Source organism: Peribacillus sp. B2I2 (assembly GCF_041261685.1).
Taxonomy (GTDB): domain Bacteria; phylum Bacillota; class Bacilli; order Bacillales; family DSM-1321; genus Peribacillus.
This window is the reverse complement of record NZ_JBGCCB010000001.1, coordinates 5,314,708-5,336,559: the sequence shown is the minus strand read 5'-3', so window position 1 is coordinate 5,336,559 and position 21,852 is coordinate 5,314,708. Positions and strand designations below refer to the sequence as shown.

Annotated in this window: 17 protein-coding genes; 12 read left to right on the top strand and 5 right to left on the bottom strand. The window is 41.9% G+C overall.

What is annotated here, in order from left to right; genetic code table 11:
* Positions 1-13: 13 nt before the first annotated feature.
* Positions 14-310, top strand: a complete 297-nt coding sequence (locus tag ABIE66_RS26620; RefSeq protein WP_370016852.1) for a hypothetical protein — start codon at positions 14-16, stop codon at positions 308-310.
* Positions 311-427: 117 nt separating this feature from the next.
* On the opposite strand, the gene ABIE66_RS26615 is transcribed toward ABIE66_RS26620, so the two are convergent.
* The gene (locus tag ABIE66_RS26615; RefSeq protein WP_289327033.1) at positions 428-862 is read right to left on the bottom strand and encodes a YwpF family protein; all 435 of its coding nucleotides are present in this window, start codon (positions 860-862) and stop codon (positions 428-430) included.
* Between the two features lie 367 nt (positions 863-1,229).
* On the opposite strand from ABIE66_RS26615, the gene ssb reads away from it, so the two are divergent.
* The 9 genes from ssb to ABIE66_RS26570 all read left to right on the top strand — a co-directional run bounded on the left by ssb (position 1,230) and on the right by ABIE66_RS26570 (position 12,974).
* Entirely contained in the window at positions 1,230-1,592 is a 363-nt protein-coding gene (ssb, locus tag ABIE66_RS26610) for a single-stranded DNA-binding protein (protein ID WP_370016851.1), read from the top strand.
* A gap of 19 nt (positions 1,593-1,611) precedes the next feature.
* A complete protein-coding gene (locus ABIE66_RS26605; RefSeq protein ID WP_370016850.1) occupies positions 1,612-1,773 on the top strand; it encodes a hypothetical protein in 162 nt (53 codons plus the stop codon).
* Between the two features lie 429 nt (positions 1,774-2,202).
* On the top strand, positions 2,203-3,207 hold the full coding sequence (locus ABIE66_RS26600; protein WP_370016849.1) for an ABC transporter ATP-binding protein: 1,005 nt from the start codon (positions 2,203-2,205) through the stop codon (positions 3,205-3,207).
* Positions 3,188-4,156: an ABC transporter ATP-binding protein gene (locus ABIE66_RS26595; RefSeq protein ID WP_289314335.1), complete on the top strand. Its 969-nt coding sequence runs from the start codon at positions 3,188-3,190 to the stop codon at positions 4,154-4,156. Before ABIE66_RS26600 ends, ABIE66_RS26595 begins: the two co-directional genes overlap by 20 nt.
* Before the next feature lie 41 nt (positions 4,157-4,197).
* Positions 4,198-5,814 (top strand): ABC transporter substrate-binding protein, encoded by a 1,617-nt coding sequence (locus ABIE66_RS26590; protein WP_370016848.1) that lies wholly within the window; start codon positions 4,198-4,200, stop codon positions 5,812-5,814.
* Positions 5,815-5,928: 114 nt separating this feature from the next.
* Positions 5,929-6,933 carry an ABC transporter permease gene (locus ABIE66_RS26585; protein WP_289327409.1) on the top strand — a complete coding sequence of 335 codons (1,005 nt, stop codon included), beginning with the start codon at positions 5,929-5,931 and terminating at the stop codon, positions 6,931-6,933.
* Positions 6,934-6,945: 12 nt separating this feature from the next.
* Complete coding sequence (locus ABIE66_RS26580) at positions 6,946-7,848, top strand: ABC transporter permease (RefSeq protein WP_370016847.1); 903 nt, start codon at positions 6,946-6,948, stop codon at positions 7,846-7,848.
* Between the two features lie 207 nt (positions 7,849-8,055).
* Positions 8,056-11,793 (top strand): S8 family serine peptidase, encoded by a 3,738-nt coding sequence (locus tag ABIE66_RS26575; protein WP_370016846.1) that lies wholly within the window; start codon positions 8,056-8,058, stop codon positions 11,791-11,793.
* 767 nt (positions 11,794-12,560) lie between these two features.
* A complete protein-coding gene (locus tag ABIE66_RS26570; protein WP_289327027.1) occupies positions 12,561-12,974 on the top strand; it encodes a hypothetical protein in 414 nt (137 codons plus the stop codon).
* 180 nt (positions 12,975-13,154) lie between these two features.
* Here ABIE66_RS26570 and ABIE66_RS26565 read toward each other — a convergent pair whose 3' ends face one another.
* Positions 13,155-14,693: an aminotransferase-like domain-containing protein gene (locus tag ABIE66_RS26565; protein WP_370016845.1), complete on the bottom strand. Its 1,539-nt coding sequence runs from the start codon at positions 14,691-14,693 to the stop codon at positions 13,155-13,157.
* A 31-nt stretch (positions 14,694-14,724) separates the two neighbouring features.
* On the opposite strand from ABIE66_RS26565, the gene ABIE66_RS26560 reads away from it, so the two are divergent.
* A complete protein-coding gene (locus ABIE66_RS26560; RefSeq protein WP_289327026.1) occupies positions 14,725-15,333 on the top strand; it encodes a LysE/ArgO family amino acid transporter in 609 nt (202 codons plus the stop codon).
* Between the two features lie 158 nt (positions 15,334-15,491).
* On the opposite strand, the gene ABIE66_RS26555 is transcribed toward ABIE66_RS26560, so the two are convergent.
* Both ABIE66_RS26555 and ABIE66_RS26550 read right to left on the bottom strand, forming a co-directional pair.
* Positions 15,492-18,464, bottom strand: coding sequence for a DEAD/DEAH box helicase (locus ABIE66_RS26555; protein ID WP_370016844.1), 2,973 nt, complete (start codon positions 18,462-18,464; stop codon positions 15,492-15,494).
* A complete protein-coding gene (locus ABIE66_RS26550) occupies positions 18,457-20,082 on the bottom strand; it encodes a hypothetical protein (RefSeq protein ID WP_370016843.1) in 1,626 nt (541 codons plus the stop codon). The genes ABIE66_RS26555 and ABIE66_RS26550 overlap by 8 nt, the downstream gene beginning before the upstream one ends.
* Before the next feature lie 115 nt (positions 20,083-20,197).
* Here ABIE66_RS26550 and ABIE66_RS26545 point away from each other — a divergent pair, with 115 nt between their 5' ends.
* Complete coding sequence (locus tag ABIE66_RS26545; protein WP_370016842.1) at positions 20,198-20,422, top strand: hypothetical protein; 225 nt, start codon at positions 20,198-20,200, stop codon at positions 20,420-20,422.
* 177 nt (positions 20,423-20,599) lie between these two features.
* On the opposite strand, the gene ABIE66_RS26540 is transcribed toward ABIE66_RS26545, so the two are convergent.
* Positions 20,600-21,493, bottom strand: coding sequence for a helix-turn-helix domain-containing protein (locus tag ABIE66_RS26540; RefSeq protein ID WP_289327022.1), 894 nt, complete (start codon positions 21,491-21,493; stop codon positions 20,600-20,602).
* Positions 21,494-21,852: the final 359 nt, after the last annotated feature.

Here is a 21,852-nt window from a genome sequence, read left to right as displayed (position 1 = left end):
GAGGTTGCCAAAAATGATGAAGAAAATTTTTGCACTAATTGGGGGATCTTTATTATCCATTATGTTCCTTGCTGGATGTGGAACGGATAATGATGACAACAACAACAATCCCGCACCAGAAGAAGATAACAACATCATTGAAGATGATAACAACGGTACAGATGATAACAACGGCACGGATGATAACGACATGAATGATAACGATGATGGAGTGCTTGATAACGACGAGAATGACGTTGATAATAACGTTGATAATGATGCCGATGACTTGATTAAAGACAATGATAAAAATGACGACAAAAATAAGTAATTAGCACAGAATGAGAAAGACTGGCTTAGTTAAAGAAGAGGATTTACATCCTTATTCGTCTAAGTCAGTCTTTTTTATGTCCATGCGATTAGGGGATGGGAATTATGGGAAGGATTTTTATTTATTTGTTGCCAATTTAGGCTTTGAGCGGATTTTTTGCTTGAACTCTTTTATTAATTCATCGCCGGCAAGACCCTTTTGGACCAAATCTTCTAGAAGGAGTTCTGCATATTTGCTCCGCGTTTTTTGGATGTGACCAACAAATAAGAGGCTATAATGGTTACCTACTTTTCTTATTGTGCGTAAAGCAGTGTGAAACAGGGCCGGTTCATTGTCCTTTTTGGTAATGACGGCCTGGATATATACCTCTCCGTCTATATTTGGAAGTGAGGGTTCAAGCTCTTTGAAATGATTTTCTTCTACAAAGGCCTCAAGTAACCATGATCTAGCGTCGTTTTCTTTATTTATAATCAGTCCATCTGTTAATGCAATATCAATCAAGTTTAAATTCTCAGTAACAATTTGCAACGAGATCAATTTAAATGATTTCATCTAATTCCTCCGTTTCTTGCCAGAAGAGTGGTAATTACCGCTCTTAAACGTAAATTTTAATCTTCCGGAATGGTTCATATTTATTAATCCTTTTAAAGGTAATTATATCATACTAAAAAACAGTCCCTTAATGAAATGAAAACCCAACAATTGTCTAAATTATGAATGATTGAATAAAAATTTGCAAAATATTTAATTTTGTTAACTATTCGTTTTTTATTAAATTTTGATCGACAAAAAATGATTTTGCATCAGTTCAAACCGTTTTTTAAGAAGAAAAAGGGTGTAATAAGCCCATTTCCTTCATTTTTTAATCGATGGAAGAAAGAGTATGATAAAAGCATATTAGAGAGGAAGGAGTGAAAAAATGATTAACCAAGTTACCCTCGTCGGCAGGCTTACGAAGGATCCCGAATTAAGATACACACCCGACGGCAAGGCTGTTTCCAATATCACATTAGCAGTCAACCGGAACTTCCGTAATACTGTTGGTGACTATGAGGCGGACTTCGTACAGTGTATCATATGGAAAAAGTCGGCTGAAAATACTGCTCAGTATTGTAAAAAAGGTGCCTTGATCGGTATCACAGGCAGAATAAAAACAAGGAGATACGAAAATCAAGAGGGTAAATATGTATATGTAACTGAAGTGGTCGCCGAGAGGGTTCAATTCATTGGATCTAAACAAAATGATGTTAAGCCCAAGGAGATTGAACATATTGGTTTATAGACTTATGTGGAGGTTGATCATGTGTGAGGATATGAAGCTTGCCTGGGCAGGAGCAGGCAAGCTTTATAAGACCATACAAAAGAAAAAGCGGATGGAAGAACTCATTAGTGATTTAATCCATCATGTGGGGAAGACCCATGTGAAAACTTCCAATAATGAATCATGTATTAGTACAGATTAATTTGAAACTTACTCAATTGGATAAACAAAACAAGTATTTATATGAACATAATGAAAAATTAATGCAACGTATTTCAACATTTGAACAAAGGCGTAAAATATTTCGATGACGGGAAAAATTCCGTTAAGCTTCACTGTAGTATATAGAGTTCATTTTCACCCCTTCATTCCCCAAAGGCTAATATAGCTTTTTCCTCGCTGGAAACTCCGATTTACCCTCATATGGAATCAAGATTTCTGATTCCCTTCCTTTAATGACTGCAAACAAGCAGTCTTTTTTTTATGCCAAAATGTGTGAATTTAAACAAAATAAAAAAATTATTCTGTCAAATTAGAATTTTTAGAAAATATATTGTAATATTTTAATTTTGATGCAATAATAAACCCAATAATATAATTGGAAAAAAAGTTATATATAGGAAGTGATTTGATGGACGAACCAATTATTAAGGTGAGTGGGCTGCGAACCAGTTTTCGTACTGACGATGGGGTGATCCCTGTCGTGAATTCAATCGATTTTCACGTCAATCCTGGTGAAGTTTTAGGTATTGTAGGAGAATCAGGATGCGGAAAAAGCGTAACTTCTTTGTCCATCATGGGTCTGGTTTCTTCACCTGCTGGTAAGGTGGAGGGAGAAATCCTTTTTAAAGGAGAGAATATCGCAAATGCCTCTGAAGCGAAAATGAGAAAAATTCGCGGGAATGATATAGCGATGATATTCCAGGAACCGATGACAAGTTTGAATCCTGTGTTCACTATTGGCGAGCAGTTGGTGGAGACGCTTCGGATACATAAAAAATGGAACAAAAAGCAGGCACGGCAAAGAGCGGTAGAAATGTTGAAGCTGGTTGGCCTTGGTCGTGCCGAGGAATTGATTGATGAATATCCGCATCAACTTTCAGGTGGAATGAGACAAAGGGTCATGATAGCAATGGCCATGATCTGTGAGCCGAAACTTCTTATAGCCGATGAACCGACAACGGCTTTGGATGTGACGATCCAGGCACAAATCCTAGAGTTAATGAAGAATTTAAATAAAGAAACAGATACGGCAATCATGATGATTACCCATGATCTTGGCGTTGTGGCGCAAATGTGTGAACGTGTCATTGTCATGTATGCCGGCAAGGTAATAGAGGAAGGAAATGTGCAAACGATTTTCCAAAATCCTAAGCATCCTTATACGGTCGGATTACTTCAATCGATTCCGGATATGCGGATAAGGAAAGAGCGACTTTACTCGATACCGGGTAATGTTCCAAAACCTGGGACAAGCAGCCTCGGTTGCCAGTTTGCCCCTCGGTGCTCCCATGCCATGGAGCGATGTTTGAATGAGACACCGTCTCTTATGAAATTTGATGAGGGCCAGCATGTTCGTTGCTGGCTGTATGAAGATGGGAAAGGAGCTGCCCTGCATGAATCAAACATTGGTTAAGGTAGAAAACCTAAAGAAACATTTTCCAATTAAAGGAGGGGTTCTAGGAAAGACCATTGGAGAGGTTAAGGCAGTGGATGGTTTGTCTTTTTCCATTTATAAAGGGGAAACTTTAGGCCTTGTCGGAGAAAGCGGTTGCGGAAAGTCGACAACGGGAAGATTATTGCTTCGATTGCTTGAGCCGAGTGAGGGGAACGTTTATTTCGAAGGAAAAGACCTGACGGCTTTATCTTCCCGTGAAATGAGAAAGATGCGCCGTGAAATGCAGATGGTCTTCCAGGACCCATTCGCTTCCCTCAATCCCAGGCATACTATTGAAAAAATATTGGAAGAGCCGCTCATCGTCCATGGGGTTAAAGATAAAAAGACGCGAAAGGCCCGTGTACAGGAACTCCTTAAGGTTGTTGGCTTAAGCAGTTACCATGCTAAAAGGTATCCGCATCAATTCAGTGGTGGCCAGCGGCAGCGTATTGGCATTGCGAGGGCACTTGCCGTAAACCCCAAGCTGATCATCGCCGATGAGCCCGTATCTGCACTGGATGTTTCGATTCAGGCCCAGGTCTTGAATCTCCTGCAGGATTTGCAGGAAGATTTTGATTTGACCTACTTATTCATTGCCCATGATCTTGGAGTGGTAAGGCATATCTCCGACCGTGTCGGTGTGATGTATCTTGGACATATAGTTGAATTGACGGAAAGTGAGGGACTTTATGAAGATCCCCTTCACCCATATACCCAGGCTTTATTATCGGCCGTACCGATCCCGGATGTGGAATACAAGGGGGATAGGGTAATCCTGCAGGGAGATGTTCCAAGCCCATCAAACCCGCCTGGCGGCTGTCCATTCCATACGAGGTGTCCGAAAGCCATGGTAGAGTGCAAAACGGAAAAGCCAATCCTGCATGAACATAAACCTGGTCACTACGTTGCTTGTCATTTATACAATTGACACGACGTATACATAAATTCGCAAAAATAAGGGGGAAGAATATGAAGAAAACATTAGCTTTATTGTTGACTGGTATCCTGGCTCTTTCACTAGCGCTTGCGGGATGCTCCTCGTCTACATCAAAAGAGAAAGATGATGGTAAAGGGGGATCGAGTGATGCAAAAGGCGGCGTATTGATTTACGGTAAAGGCGGAGATGCGGTCGGTCTTGACCCAGCTATCGTAACCGATGGAGAATCATTCATCGTCACACAGCAGATTTTTGAAACGCTTGTGAAATATGGGGAAGATGATACGGAAATTAATCAGGGTCTTGCAGAATCATGGGAAGTGTCCGATGACGCAAAAACATACACATTCAAATTGAAAACCGGCATCAAGTTCCATGATGGTACTGATTTCAATGCAGATGCGGTCGTAAAAAACTTTCAACGCTGGGCGCAAAGTAAGGATGAAGGTAAATTTGCTTACTATGCTTCCATGTTCGGAGGATTTGAAGGTGATGAGGGCCATGTGATCAAAGAAGTAAAAGCTATCGATGAAAGCACGGTGGAATTCACTTTGAACCGTCCGCAGGCTCCATTCCTGAAAAACCTTGCCATGCCTACATTTGCAATAGCCAGTCCGACTGGATTTGAAAAAGAGGGAGACAGCTTCACCAAGAATCCATCTGGTACAGGTCCTTTCAAATTCAAATCATGGAAACCTGGCGATACGATTGAAGTGGTGAAAAACGATGACTATTGGCAAGATGGACTGCCAAAACTTGATGGAATCACCTTTAAGGTCATTAAAGATAACTCTGCGCGTTTAAATGCTGCAATCAAGGGTGAAATCGACCTGATGGACGGGTTGAACCCAAGTGATATCAGTAAGGTTACAGGAGATGACAAACTGCAAATATTCGAACGTGCATCCATGAACGTCGGGTACTTTGCTTTCAATGTTGAGAAAGCACCATTCGACAAGAAAGAAGTACGTCAAGCAATCTCGCATTTGATCAACAAAAAGGAAATCATTGATAATTTTTATGAAGGCACTGCAGAGCCTGCCAAGAATCCTATGCCGCCATCCGTTTCTGGCTACAATGACAAAGTCAAAGACTATGATTACGATGTAGAAAAAGCGAAAGAACTGCTTAAACAAGCTGGACTTGAAGACGGGTTTAAAATGGACCTTTGGGCAATGCCGGTACCGCGCCCATATATGCCAGATGGTCAAAAAGTGGCTGAAGCCATTCAAGCAAGCCTAAAACAAGTCGGCATCGAAGCTAATATCGTTTCGTACGAATGGGCTGCATATTTAGAGAAAGTGCAGGCTGGTGAAGCTCAATCCTTCATGATGGGCTGGACAGGCGATAATGGAGATGCGGATAACTTCCTTTATACATTATTGGATAAAGATAATATCGGCTCCAACAACTATGCCCGTTATGCAAACGATGAAGTTCATGAGCTACTGATTGAAGCCCAGTCCACGGCAGATGAAGCCAAGCGTAATGAGTTATATGGAAAAGCTCAGGAAATCATCCATGATGAAGCTCCATGGGTTCCACTTGTCCACTCTTTACCGCAGCTAGCCGGATCTAAGACAGTCAAAGGGTTTGTTCCACATCCAACTGGTTCTCAATCCCTTGTGAATGTTTCTCTAGAAAATTAACCGTACGAACCGGGTAGTATGGAATCTTGCATGCGCCCGGTTTTGTTATGGAATGCATTTCAAAATGATCGAGGGCGCTTCGAAGGACCCTTATTTAAAAGGCGGGTGATTGTTTTGTTTTCCTATACCGTACGACGTTTAGGATCTCTCATTCCAGTGTTACTCGGAATGGCATTTATTGTATTCATGATGATTCGGGCGATTCCTGGAAATCCAGCACAGGTGATTCTAGGGCAGCAAGCAACAGAAGAGGCAGTCGCTGCAATGACAAAGGAACTTGGTTTGGATAAACCTTGGTTCATTCAATTTTGGGATTACTTATCAGGCCTGTTAAAGGGTGACCTGGGTGTATCGTTAAAAACGAATAGTCCGGTTTCTGAAGAAATTGGGCCATACCTCATGGCCACGATAGAACTGGCATTGATCGCCATGATCATTGCAGTAGTCATAGGTGTGAATGCAGGGATAATATCAGCTTGGTTCCAAAACTCATGGTTTGATTATGTAGCAATGGTTATTGCGTTGATTGGTTTGTCCATGCCTATATTCTGGCTGGGATTAATGGAGCAATACATCATTTCAATACAATGGGATTTACTTCCGACGACAGGGCGGGACAATATCAGGGATCCTGTTGAGGCCATAACCGGTCTGTATTTGATAGATACACTCATTGCTGGCAGAGTGGATCAGTTTTTCGAAGTGATCAAACATCTCATTTTGCCAGGAATTGCGCTTGCGACCATTCCAATGGCCATTATTGCAAGGATGACACGTTCGTCCATGCTGGAAGTTATGAGATCGGATTTCATTCGTACGGCTCGTGCCAAGGGAATGAGAATGTTTTGGGTTGTTTACAAGCATTCCTTTAAGAATGCCTTAATTCCAGTGGTTACAGTTATCGGCCTTCAGACAGGATTACTTTTAGGCGGCGCCATATTAACGGAAAACATTTTTGGGTGGCCGGGTATCGGTACATATATTTATGATGCAATACTATCTCGGGACTATCCGGTCATACAGTCCGGAATTCTCGTCATCGCCTTTCTGTTCGTCATGATTAATCTAGTTGTGGACTTGTTGTATGCAGCAATCGATCCTAGGATTAAGTATAAATAGGGAGGGAAACTCATGCCTGAAATAGCAACGAATACATCGCCAATCCTTCCTCCCAAAGAGGCAGAGGAAAAAGTCATCTCTCCCTGGAAGGAAGGATGGAAAAGCTTTAAGAAAAATAAAGTAGCCCTTGTTGGTCTGGGGATTGTTTTATTTTTCATCTTAATAGCCGTCTTCGCACCGCTAATAGCACCCTATTCATTTGAGGGACAAAAGCTAAGTGATAAACATTTGGCACCATCTGCGGAACATTGGTTTGGAACGGATGAATTTGGCCGTGATATTTTGAGCAGGGTCTTTTATGGCTCGCGCATATCAATAGGGATCGGCTTCTTATCTGTAGCCGGGTCTGTCGTGGTTGGATCTTTTTTAGGAATCATTGCCGGTTATTACGGTAGGTGGATAGATACGATCATATCGAGGGTCTTTGACATCATTCTGGCCTTTCCAAGTATCTTGCTGGCCATTGCTGTCGTGGCCGTTTTGGGACCTTCCCTTCGCAATGCACTTATTGCCATTGCAATCGTCAATGTCCCGATATTTGGCCGGCTTCTACGTTCACGGGTCTTAAGCGTGAAAGAAGAGGAATATGTAACGGCCGCGAAGGCCATTGGAATGGGAGATGGCCGCATTCTCCTTCATCACGTCCTTCCGAATAGCCTTGCACCGATTATCGTCCAGGGTACCTTGGCGATTGCTACTGCCATAATTGAGTGTGCAGCACTTGGCTTTCTCGGTCTCGGTGCACAGCCGCCAGCACCAGAGTGGGGAAAAATGCTTGCTGATTCCAGAGCATTCATCATTCAAGCACCATGGACGGTTCTTTTTCCTGGGCTTGCGATCATGCTTACGGTACTCGGCTTTAACCTAATGGGCGATGGCCTGCGTGATGCTCTGGATCCAAGAATGAAAAACTAGAAGTAAAAGGTGATGTTAGTTTTAACATCACCATCTTTTTGTCGTCTATCTTGTAAATCTATTAAAATATGAAAAATAATGACAATATCCTAGTTTGAAATAGGAAAATAGTGACTATTATCTCTTAAATTCACCCCAAAAGTTGTGATATTTTTATACTAAGTAAGAATATTCCAAAAATACATTATTTTAGAGGAGGAAAGTTCATTGTTTAAACGTAGCTTGTCCATTCTAGCAATCTTTCTATTAGTATTTACTGCAAGCGTTTCCGCAGCCAAGCTCCCAGATCCCCCGACCGGTTCGGGCAGTGCAGGTGAGAAGAATAAGGAAAGCATTATAAAGCTGAAGAAAAATGATTTGGGGAAGAAATACAAAAGCAACGAGAAGGTCAGGGTCATCGTAGAGATGAAGGAAGCCCCGGCAATAGAAACGGCTTCGAAAGAAGGGAAACTTTTTAAACAGCTATCGAAAAATAAGAAACAACAATTAAAGTCCGAAAAATTAGCTGTTCAGAAGAAATTGAAAAATAAGGTGAAAGAGAAGAAAATAGCTTTCAAGGAACTTGAAAGTTTTACCACAGTCGTCAATGGGTTCAGTGGTGAACTTCAGTATGGTGAAATCAAAAAGGTGGAGGCCATGCCTGAAGTTGCTGAAGTACATATAGCGAATGAATATGAACGCCCTGTAGAAAAACCTGAGATGCTTTATAGTAAAGAACTTGTCCAAGCCCAGGAAGCTTGGAGGGAATATGGATATAAAGGGGAAGGGATGGTCGTCGGGATTATCGATACTGGAATCGACCCATCTCACCGTGATATGGTCCTGAACGACGAGAATAAGGCAGAACTGACTGAAAGTGAAATTAGCGGAATGAAGGAATCTAGCCATCTATTAGGCAACTATTATACGGCGAAGGTACCTTATGGATATAATTACATGGATGAAAATGAAGAAATCCTTGACCTTGGTGAAGGGGCCTCCATGCATGGAATGCATGTAGCAGGGACGGCTGGTGCCAATGGAGATGAAGCGAATGGCGGCATTAAAGGGGTCGCTCCTGAAGCCCAGCTGCTTGCTTTAAAGGTCTTCGGGAATGATCCCGCCATGCAGACAACATGGGGAGATATATATATTAAGGCAATTGACGATGCAATCATCCTTGGGGCGGATGTGCTTAATATGAGCCTTGGCTCAACTGCAGGTTTTGTATCAGCAGAAGATCCGGAGCAGCAGGCAGTATCCAGAGCTGTTGATAATGGAATCCTCATGTCGATTTCAGCAGGAAATTCGGCTCACTTTGGAAATGGATTTGCAAACCCATCAGCCTCGAACCCGGATATTGGCGTTTCAGGTTCACCTGGACTTGCTTATGACTCGGTACAAGTGGCCTCGGTCGAGAATAACTATATGGATTTGGATGCGGCGACTTATGATATAAATGGGCAAGTAGGAAAAGCGCCGTTCATGTCGGCTTCGAGCGTACATCCCAATGCTTTAAAAGATAAAACGCATGACTTGGTTGCCGCAGGTCTTGGGACGCCAGAGGAGCTTTCCAAAGTGGATGTAAAGGGCAAGTTCGCCCTCATCGAGCGCGGCACGCTTTCTTTTATTGAAAAGACGCAAAATGCCCAGGCAGCAGGAGCGGCAGGAGTCATTATTTACAATAATGCTGATGGATATATCTCCATGGCTACAGATCAAAATATCACGATTCCTCAGCTGTTTATGTTGAAATCGGATGGTACAAAGCTGAAAGCGGCCTTAACTGATGGAGAAAAGGTGAAGATTACCTTTAATGGTGATAAAACAAAAGCTGTAAATCCAGAAGCAGGAAAAATGAGCGCATTCAGTTCATGGGGAGTCGCACCGAACCTGGATTTCAAACCGGAAATCACTGCTCCAGGCGGACAAATTTATTCGACGTTGAACAACGATGAATATGGAATGATGAGCGGTACTTCGATGGCCGCGCCACATGTATCCGGAGGCTCTGCACTGGTTCTTGAAAGAGTGGATAAAGACTTTAAATTAGATGGATCTGCCCGGGCCAATTTGGCTAAGAACCTGATGATGAATACTTCAAAGCCATTAATGGATCAGGGGGTCGTCAATAACGCCCTTGAATGGGAGAATCCATACTCGCCTCGCAGACAGGGAGCTGGAGTCATGCAGCTGCAATCCGCATTGTCCACACCTGCTGTCGTGACGGAGGCGTTCACGAAAGAAGCGAAGGTTGCAATGAAGGAGATCGGCAATAAGTTCGCCTTTACTTTAAAGGTTGAAAACTTCAGCAACAAAGCAGTCAAGTATGATGTAAAAGGAAATATCCAAACAGACTATGCAATCCAGGGACAACTGGGTTATTCCGCGCACCAGTTAGAGGCACAGGAAATTAAGGACGCTTCGATTAAAATCAATAATAAAGATACAAATAAGATTACCGTACCTGCAAAAAAATCGGTTACATTCGAAGTGAAGGTGGACATAACCGATGCAAAAGTACTTGGCGATGACCTTCAGACTCTTGTAGACGTTGACAAGGTCTTTCCAAACGGATATTTTGTTGAAGGCTTCATTTCATTGAAGGATCCAGCTGACACTAATCCGGAACTGCATGTACCCTATGTAGGGTTTAAAGGGGAGTGGGACAAGGCCCCAATCCTTGATGGCACTAAATATGATAAAGAGTCTTTCTATGGCATGGCAGGTGGAGTATCGACAGCAGGTGAAGATTTCACTTATCTTGGCTACGACCCTGCGGGGAAAACATTTAATGGCAAAAATATTGCGATTTCCCCAAATGGCGATGGAGCGCAGGATGACTTCGTGCCTGTCCTATCATTCTTAAGGAATGCGAAAAAGGTAGAATATAATATATTGAATGGTGAAAACAAATCAGTCCGGAAACTTCGCACAGAGAATAATGTGCGTAAGGACTATTATGATGGTGGGGAAGGGACCGCATACTCACTTGATCCAGCCCGTAAATGGGACGGTAAAATCAATAATGCACTTGCTAAGGATGGGGTCTATCATTTTGAAATCAAAGCGATGATAGATTGCGAGGGTGCAAAATGGCAGACTTTTAAAATGCCTATTAAAATCGATACGGTAAAGCCGACAGTCAAGATTTCGAAAAAAGGCAATGTATTAACCATCCAAGGTAAGGATAATTTGAATGGTTCAGGACTTGCTTATTACGATGTGCAAGTCGATGGAGCATCCATCATGGAGGAGCCGCTCCCGGCGAATTCGAAACAATTCACCCTACCTGATGTAAAAGGGGAAAAGGTTCAAGTAGTGGCAATTGACTTTGCAGGTAATGAAAAAACAGCTGAAACTGAATTAGCCAGTGATTCAGCTCCAATCGATAATCATGCACCAGCTGTAAAGATAAAAAGTCCTGAAGCATTAAGCGTGAACAATAAAAAGAAAATCAAAATAACAGGAGATATTGAAGAAGCGTCGGAAATAAAGGAATTTAAAATAGATAATAAAACGGTCCCTGTAACGTATAACAAAACGAATAATAAATATGAATTCTCATATGAAAAGAAATTCGAGGACGGCGTCCAAAGCTTTACGGTTAAAGCGACAGACAAATGGGATAACACGGTTTCCTTTAAACGGACGATTATGGTCGATACAACAAAACCAGGTATAAAAGTTAAAGGCGTACCGGCAACTGTAGGATTCAAAGGGAAAAATCCAAAAGTGGATGTGACGGTAGAAGATAATTTCGATGAAATCCGCCTTTACCTGAACGGAAGCGAAGTATTCTATAATGAATTCAAGGAACCATATAAAATGCGTGCCTATAAGAAGAAGATAGAGGATCTGGAACTGCCGCTTAAATCAGGCAACAACAAGTTTGAATTTAAGGTGACCGATCTTGCAGGAAATGAATCGAAGAAATCCTTTAACATCAATAAAGCAAAAAAATAACGAAAGGCAGCCCTCTTACCCATGGGTTCAGACTGTAGACAAATTCGCAGAGAGCGAGTTTGCCTACAGTTTTTTTCTTTGAAAAACGTTCCAGCTTATTTCAGAAGTCCGCTCCCTTTCCGCCGACTGTCTGCCAAGCCGCATCAAAGCAAGCGTCTGTGGGGTCTCGTCTAGCCAGTTATTCGGCAGGAGTGTCGCAAATTTCTTCAATTTAATAAGGGTTTCATTCCATAAAAAAGTAAAAAAACATGAAGGATTACCAAGTTTTCCTTTCTAATCATGGTTTGGGGTAGTCCAATCCGAACCTCCTTTTGACGAAGAAAAGCGAGTTTGCCTACAGTATTCTTTAAAAAAACATTCCAGTTGATTGGAACGGAAGGTACGAGACTCCTGCGGGAAAAGCGTGTCCAAGGGAGACCCCACAGGCGCAAAGAGCGCCGAGGAGGCTCCCGGACCGCCCGCGGAAAGCGAGTGCCTGGAGTGGAAATCAACGTTCGAATTGTGTACAAACCCTCAAAAAAACTGTTGGTAAAATCAATTATTATCGAGTTTGTTTACAGTATGAGCCCTCTTATACAAGAGGGCTGTTTTTGCGTAAATGAATTTGGAGTATGAATTCTTTCGTGATGATTTTGGAGTGGTTTGCTGCGTTTTCACCGTGCTAATATGGAAATCTATTAGTGAGGAAGTATTTTCATTATCTAGCAGGTAAATAGTGAAAGGTGAAGGAATTAGGTATAAAGAACTGATAAAAAAGGAGGATATCTATGTATCGTAAGAAGTATTCGAGCAAAAAGGTATATAATCGTGGAATTACAGTGAAATTTGAAAGAAAAGGAAGCGACTCATCACTTACAAAACCGAGTTTCTTTGATGCACTTCAGCACGTCAATTCTCCATTTGAAAAAGAGCCCCGCTCAGATTCACCCTATCAGGATTTTCCGCTATTTGAGGAGGTAGCCCTTTCTTTTTTTGAAAAGGGTGCTAAAACATCAATTAATTATGACCCCCAACAAGAAAAAATCACCATTGAGGAAAGTTCAGATCAATATCATCAGAATAAGGGGGAGGCGCTTACCGAAATCCTCGATCATATCATGATCAATCATGGAAATCACCATTCTTTTTTCATCATCCAACTGAAAGAATGGAACGTAAAAAGGAAATCAGGCACTCCTTGACTTTCTTTACCTTTCTTAGGCAGGACATTAAAGCTGGTCACTTTCGTTAAAGTGGAACGTAATTCGACAAGGTTCGTTACCCGGTACATGTAAATTGTTCAGTTCAATATGAATGGGGGCTGCCGCGAGCAGCTCCATTAATGTCTCAATACGATAAGGCGCTTTTGATCAATCAAGAATTCAAACTAACTGCCGAATGATTTTTGAAAGGGTTTGAATGCCATAAGCTAATTGTTCCTCCGAGGCGTATGAATATGAAAGCCGTAGATGTGTCGTGTCATTTGGTTCATATATGTACCCCGGATTAAGGAGTATGTTCTCCTTTATCGCTTGCTTGAAAAGATTTGGATTCACGATGGGTTTACATAATTTTAACCATATATAAAACCCGCCTTGAGGTATTTTCCATTCTGCCAGTCCTTTAAAATATTGATTGAGAAGAGATAATGTGAAATCTCTACGTACTATCAACTCATGCCTTAGCCACTCTAAATGCTTTGAATATTGACCACTTGCCAACCATTCTGCCACAAGGTATTGGGAAAGTGCACTGGAACCGTAATCCATTTGCATTTTAATATCTGCTAAACGTTCAATCACAGTTATTGGACCAGCAATCCATCCGATTCGCAATCCGGGGCTTAACGTTTTGGACATACTGCCAATGTGCAATACAAGGCCATCTGCATCAAGTGATTTTATAGGTAGCGGTGGTTCCTTATCAAACCACAAGTCACTATATACGTCATCTTCAATAATCGGAATCTGTTCTTTTTTGCATATGGATAGGAGGTTTTGTCTTTCTTCTTTTGTCCATGTAGTATTTGTTGGATTGTTGAACGTTGGAACAGTATAAAACAGTGACGCTTTCTTCTTTTCAATGATGCGCTTTATTTGTGTGGGAATACTTTCCCGGCCTTGGTTTGATATACCTACTAAGTTCATGCCCGCAGATTGAAAAGGATGAACAGAATTTAAATAGGAAGGGGATTCATGTAAAATCATTGATCCCTTTTGAAGTAAACCGACTGAAATCAATTGGAGTGCTTGAAGCCCGCCAGAAACGATCATGAGGGAGCTGGGGCTTGCCTTGACCCCTTTTGTTTCTAAATAAACACTTATACATTGGCGGAGCCTTTTATCGCCCTTGGGTTCAGAATAACCCAATGAGTGGGCATCGAAAGAAGTGGAATGCAGCGTCTTTTCGATTTTTTTTGTCGGCAGGAGAGACGGTGAAAGTTCGCCCGTGCCTAATCTGATGATGGTGGTGTCTGTTTCATACTGATTAATGTCCTGAATCGTTTTTAAATTAGGTTCATGAAGGCCATTCCGGACATAGTTTCTCCAGTCGGGCTGTTTGCTGGAGACGAGCACATTCCATGTATTATTCGAAACGAATGTGCCAGACCCTACCTTGGTTTCCAATAGTCCATCTGCAATCAACTCATCTATAGCTGTAATGATGGTACTTCGGTTAACGCTAAAGGAATCGGCCAATGAGCGTTGTGCTGGAAGCTTGGTCGCAACGGGCCATTCCCCCCTTGTTATTTGTTGTTTCATCCAATCCACTATTTGTCGATGAAGTGATATGTTGGATGTCCGGTTAGGTCTCCATTCGATGATCATACGAAAAATCACTCCTTTCAGGTCTATATTCATTATAAATTGGTTGGGTTGAAAACCAACCAATTGGATGGTCATTTCCTTTGTTTTTTTCATTATACTGAATGTGGGGGAGGGAGGTATTCGTATGGGACCATTTTTTCATGGATTATTATTGGCATTAGGACTGATACTGCCATTAGGAGTCCAAAATGTATTTATTTTTAATCAAGGAGCAATCCAACCTACGTTAAAAAAAGCATTGCCTGCAACGATCACAGCTGCCATTTGTGATACCGTACTCATTCTGTTAGCCATTTTAGGTGTATCGTTGATTGTCATGCAATATGATTGGTTGCGTCTTACGTTAATCATAATCGGAGTTATATTCCTATTGTATATGGGTTTTCAGATTTGGTCTGCCAAAGCAAATACACAGTCAGATGCTCAAACTATGCAGATGTCCGTAAAAAAACAAATTGTATTTGCTTTATCGGTATCATTACTCAATCCACATGCAATCTTAGATACGATAGGTGTAATCGGTTCTAGCTCACTTGTTTACTCCGGAACTGATAAAATGATTTTTACGGGAACATGCATCGTTGTGTCATGGTGCTGGTTCCATGGATTATGTCTTGCGGGACGATTGCTGAAAAAGGTTGATACATCAGGCAAATTCCTTGGAATATTAAATAAAATCTCTGCAATCATCATCTGGATTACGGCTCTCTATATGGTGAAATCGTTTTTTTGAAAAAATGATATTGTGCAGCATTAACCACTTAATGGGCACTTTTTAAAAAAATGAAGGAGAATACATATTATATGTATTCTCCTTTTATGTCTTGATAAGCAACACCCCGCACTCATTCATCTTCATATCGAGAGAGCGGGTGTTTGAGTGTGAGAACATTATTGAAGAGCAACCAAGTCCTTGATTTCCTCTGTGGAAAGTTCGGTGATCCAGTTGTCACTGCTGATGATTTCGTCGTTCAGGGCTTGCTTTTTATCAAGCATCTGGTCGATTTTTTCTTCCAGTGTCCCTGTGCATATTAGCTTATGAACGTGAACGAAACGCTGTTGCCCAATTCGGTATGCACGGTCGGTGGCTTGATTTTCAACAGCTGGGTTCCACCAGCGATCATAGTGAATCACGTGGTTTGCTTCTGTTAAATTGAGCCCGGTGCCACCTGCTTTCAGCGAGAGAATAAAGATTGGGAACTCCCCATCTTGGAATCGAGTGATCATTTCATCACGCTGTTTCTTGTTCGCACTCCCGTTCAGGAATGGCACTTCAAAGCCATACCGTTTTTCCAACAATTCTTTCATCATATTGCCCATCCCGATATATTGTGTAAAAATGAGACAGCTTTCATCCTGTTCGCGGACAGCATCGACAAGCTCAGTCAGCTTCTCGAGTTTGCCTGATCGGTTAGGCGCCTTCATGATGTTTTCCTTGTCCATCTCTTTTAAGTAAAGAGCTGGGTGATTGCAGAGTTGCTTTAGCTTATTCAGCATCTGCAGGATGATGCCTTTTCTTTCAAAGGCCGACAGTTGTTCGATATCGGTGAATGTATCTTTGATCAATTGTTCATATAACGACGCTTGCTCTGTGGTAAGCGGTACGAATTCTTTTTGTTCTTGCTTATCCGGGAGATTAAGTGCAACTTCTTTATCGCGTTTTGTACGGCGGAGTAAAAATGGCTGTATCAAACGCTGTAATTCTTTGACTTTATCCTTCTGTTCATCACGTTCGATGGTCGCCACATATTTTTCCTGAAACTGACCTAGCGTTCCAAGATAACCTTTATTGATGAAGTCGAAAATCGCCCATAGCTCACTTAAACGGTTTTCCATTGGCGTACCCGATAACGCAATATGATGCCTGCCATTTAGCTTGCGGACCGCTTTGGATTGCTTTGTTTGGGCATTCTTGATGTTTTGTGCCTCATCAAGGATTACGCTGCTCCAATGGATGGAGGACAGTTCAGCTACATCTTGGTGGGTCAGGCCGTATGATGTTAAGACAATATCATGGTCCGCTGCCAGTTTAGTAAATGCTTCACCTTTAGCCCGATTTGAACCGTAGTGAAGGTGAACTTTAAGTGTTGGTGCGAATTTTTCCAATTCCTTTTGCCAGTTGCCTAATACTGATGTTGGGCAAACGATGAGCGCCGATTGTACAGAGACGGTTTCGGGTGGAGAGGTATTGACCTCAGCCTCATCGCTGCTCTCTTCGTTACTTTCCTCTTCGACGATGATCGTTTCACTCTTTTGTTCGTCCAAGGGAGTAGTGGGCAGCTCTTTACTTGCTCCTTCTTTGTCTTTCACATGAAGGAGGTAGGCAATCATCTGGACAGTCTTCCCAAGCCCCATATCGTCGGCTAGACAAGCACCAAAACCATGCTCCCTTAAAAAAAGGAGCCAGCTCATGCCCAGTTTTTGATAAGGTCGTAAATCGCCTTGAAGTGTATTGGGGACGGGCAAAACGGATATGTTTTTTGTTTCCCTGAGTCTTCCCACCATTTTACGAAGCTCCTGGTTCAATTCAAATTGAATCCGGAGCATTTCGTCGTTTTCAGAATCGTCATCGCTATCTTCATTTACGCCATTCAACAATTCCTGCTGCAGCAAATCAGTCAGCTGGATTCCTTTTTCATTAGCCGTTTCCATCAGCTCCTGAATTTGTTTAATGAAAGCGGGATCAAGCTTGACCCATTGGCCACGGATGAACACAAGCCGCCTTTTTTCATTGACGAGCTCCTCGAACTCCGCCTCAGTGAGCTCTTTGCCATTTAATGAGAAACGCCAATCAAAGTCCATTAAAGCCTTTAACCCGACATAAGAAGGGCCGCGATTTGATTGGCTCTTTACTTTCGCCTTAACCTTCAAAGAGGACTCCTTCAAGGCAAGCCACCAGGATGGAAGGAGAATTTCGACGCCAAGAAACAGGAGTTTTTCGCTTGCGTCGGTCAAGAACTCCCATGCATCCGTTTCCGGAATCTCCCTTTTTAGACGTCCATTCTCTCCAAGCCATGGCACGACGAGTTGCCAGCGTTTCGTAGCACGGACCACATCACTTGCATACTTATTCCAGCCGCGCGGCAGTTTCTTTCCTGTATAAGTTTCGATGATATTCTCATCCTTTTTGGAACGAAGGGTGACATCGAGTATCCAAGGCCCATTACCATCAGGAGGCTCAGTTAAACGGAGGCCTATAGTGAATGGTTTGGGATCGGGTTGGGTCCCGAGCCATTCCTGCCAGCTGTCTTTGTCAAAAAAGGATTGCAATTCTTCGGGAGAAAGCCGTGAATCCTTTAATGCCCCGACGGCTTCACTCCATTTATGCTGCATGGGTGAATAGTTTTTTAAATACATATTAGCGGCACCGTTATACCACTTTTCGATAAATGTACGATTGGTTTCCAGTTCAGGTGAAGGGAGGTCCAAAGATATTTCTTCTTCCCAAAACGAAGGGACGAATTCCTCCTCCACCTCTTCCGGCAGCTTCCAGCCGATGGAGTCCAACTGAAGATTAGTGAAATCCGGTACTGGGATTCCGGCTTCAATGGATTCATGAAGCACAGGCGCTGCCGACAGGCAAAGGGAGGATATCTCGGACCATTCCCATTCTATGAAGGAATTAAAGCTTTCCCTTGCAAAAAAGTTGAGAAGTCCCCAAGCGTCAAGAATGAATACAGGATTTCCATCAACTAGATCCGTGGTCATTTTAGTACCATAAAAGCTTGCGTCATCCCAATTGAATAACAGCCTGCGTATATAATTGGTATTGAGGAAGGTATTCTCTTCATTGACTACACCAAGGGCGTAGGATCCGTTTTCGAGAGCCGCTATTTTGATTTTTAATTTCCCTGGATTAAACATCGATAAGCTTACCCCTTTTTAGTTCTTCTTGGAAAGCGCGAAGCCGTTTGGTTGAATCAGCTACATAAAGTATATAGCGTTCGAATACGTCTTCCTTTTTGCTCTTTTTGTAGATGGTGCGCATCCTTTTCAAATAACGGACAGCTTGCTTATATGCAGGTCGGTTTTTTAAGGAAACTTTTTCCTGAACCGCATGATAATATAGGGGCAAGATTAGTTCCGGTTCTTTTGAGACCACTTCTTTGATGGATTCACTGCTGATTAAGTCAATGCTGATTTCTGAGTAAATATGCATCTCCACCCATTTTTTATATTGTCCTTGTTCAAAAAGGAAATTTGCATAATTCCAATAGCTGTGCGGAAGTGTGGCTCTGTAAAATTTCTCAAGCAAATCGGTTCGTTTTAGCTTATAACAGCAACTGTTAATTAAAGTCGTAAAGGTCCGTACGAAATCTACCCGCTGATAATAATCGGATAAATCCGCAAGAAACTCCTGGACATTAGCGTTGATGAATTCAATGAAAGGGATGGCACGTGACCGGTTGTCTGATTCAGACAGGAGATTCAGCCAATAAAAAATGTATGGACAGGCTTCCTTCTTCAATTCATGGAGTAGCCCAATCGCTTGCTTATCATGATTATCCAGAAGGGATAGGTGAATGGCTGCGAGGGAATAGGACGTCCTCTCAGTCGTGCCCATGTATTTCTCAGGAAGTTCTTTCTTGATTCGTTCCAGTTCCTCTTTACGCCATGAGGAGTTGGAGAATAAGTAGCTCCAAATCTCCCGGTAGAGGTCGATCTTTTCATATTCCAGACCATCTCCTCCATCGAGCAGCTTAGCTACATCCTCCTTGATGCTGAAAACGAAGGGATCAAAGGCGAATGGCCTAGCTTGTCGGCTAAGCGGCTGCACCGTTTCATGAAGCTCTTCTGCTAGGTCGACAGCAAGTGCATAAAAGACCCGGATCATTTGCGTCTGACTTTTATGTAACTGAATCATTCTCAGTGTCAGCTGCATCGAGCAAAATTGTGTAACGAAATGGTAAAGCAGTTTCCATTCCCGTTCCATTGGAGCTTTAGAGCTAAGGCGTTTAAAGTAAGTTTGTATATGGTTTTCAATCATATAAGTAGGCTCGCCTATATGAGGCTCGACATGTTCCTCAAAGGTAACATTCACGAATTGCTTCCATGATGGATAGCTTTTATCTAAGGTGATGGATTTCTCCCCATCCTGTTTAAGTAAATCACTCGCCCGTTTTACTTGCTGCAGTGCTTGGGCGGTTGAGGTATTTTTTGGTGCTTTCCATTCGCTCAGCCAGTCGGAAACACTAGCATGTTCTGAATACGAAGAAAAGAAAACGGCCATTTGATGCCGGCAAATGAACCTTGAATCACATGTACAGCTTCCATCCTGAGGGAAGAGTAGGTTCAGCCTGGCCTTAAAGCGCGTTTCATCCTGTACTTCAGCCGTAATCGTATCTGCCGCTTCTTCTTTAATATCAACAAGCCCCTGACGGTATAACTGAAGCCCTTGATTCACCACGTCCGAATCTTCCGGATTCCCGGCCTCCAAAAATTCCGCCAGCCGCTCCCCAACTAACAACAACTCCCGCTCCATACTCTCCTCCTTCAGGGTCAAGCCCTGTTTACCAAAATTATATTTTTGTATGAACATGAACCATCAGTACTTTAACAATCGTAGTCTTGCCTGGGTTAACCAAGGAATTGCCACAGTGACAATTTTAAAAGCCATCACAGCATATGTACCATGCTTGACTTTTTTCATGGCCATTCTCTTTCCGTCTTTTCATTTAACCCCTGTAAAAGTCAATATCGTCAAAAACCCCCTTGAATATAAGCGGTTCGGATATATAGCCTTCCAAACAGGAATAGCTAGCATTCATGCTAACCATGCCACAAATCCTTCATCCGCTTCACATTGCCAAATAACCAAGTGATGAGGGGCAGGAACCATTTTTAAAAGTGGGTTTTTGAAGCATCTCTTTATTATACTTCATTTTGGCTTGGAATTTGAAATGTAGAATAGAGGTTTTGGAAATGATGAGTCGAGAGCTTATACATATTCTTGGTGAATGGGAAGAGCCATTCCCGTGGGAATGGCTTTATATATAGAATTAGTTTATTTTCATTTCATTCTTCCAACTGTCCAACTTTTTGTTGATGAATGTAGCGAAGGTATGATTTTTTTGTAATGTGAAGAGAAATGCTGACTTTTCCAAGTACTCTTTTGCCTCTTTAAAGTTACCTACGAGTTCAAAATTGTAACCTAAATGGTAATGTAAATCCGCTAACGCATATAATTGATCATGTTCGAGGCACCACTTTATGGCATCTTGGCAGCAGGCAATGGATTCTTCATATCGGACCAGACGTGTTAAGACTCTGCCAAAATTATAGGATAAGCGCGTCTTTAGCGTTTTATCGGTCAAAAAGGGCAGGGCTTTCAAGTGATCTAAAGCTTTCCTTAACAAGGCAAAGGCATTTTCGTATTGTTCTTCGGCAACATACATCACACCAAGGCTACTCAAGATTTCAAGCTCCCGTTCCGAATAAATTTTATCAGTCGTATGAGTGATGGCGATGGCCTGATTAATAAACTCAATGGCTTTATCTAAATCTTTATTTTTTTCATATTCGTATATTCCCTTGTGCCAAAGAATCAATTGATGATTCTTTTTATTCTGAAGAAAGAGCGGACTGTTCTCCTCAGCCTTAACAATTTGCTGCATTTCTTCATAATTTCGGGTTCTTCTGGCTATTTTTAATTGATAAATCACTTCTTCGACATAATCCAGCCTAGGGGTCATACCAATATCGAAAAAATAGTTTACATCAACACCTAAACGTTGAGAAATTAAGTAGAGAGTGGATGCATATGGATAGACATCGCCCTTTTCAATCTTACTGATCTGTGCTTGTGTACAAATGCCGGATGCCAACTCTTCCTGGGAAAGTCCGATTTGTTTACGTAGCTCTTTGATCTTTTGTCCAACTGCAAAAAAATCCATTTTGATTCTCCTTAAAATATGCCTAGAGTTATATTTTGTTATGAAAAATCGGTGAAAGCTGTATGTACAGGTCCTGAACGGTTTAAATAGATTCTTTAGTCGAAATTAATGGTTTTAGGAAATGTGGTTAAATATAACTATAGAATTAATTTCTATTTTAACCAATATTTTTTTAAAAGAAAAGGAGGAATGACCTATGAAAAAAAGTACTAAAGCATTAGTCGTATCTTTTCTTATCATCGCTGCTTTTGTTATTGTCCCAAGCGAATTACCAGGCCTTTACGCAGAACTTCCAGGTTTATATAAATAAGTAATGAAGCTTCCTATTATTCATTCAAGCATCTTCATATGAAGGTGTT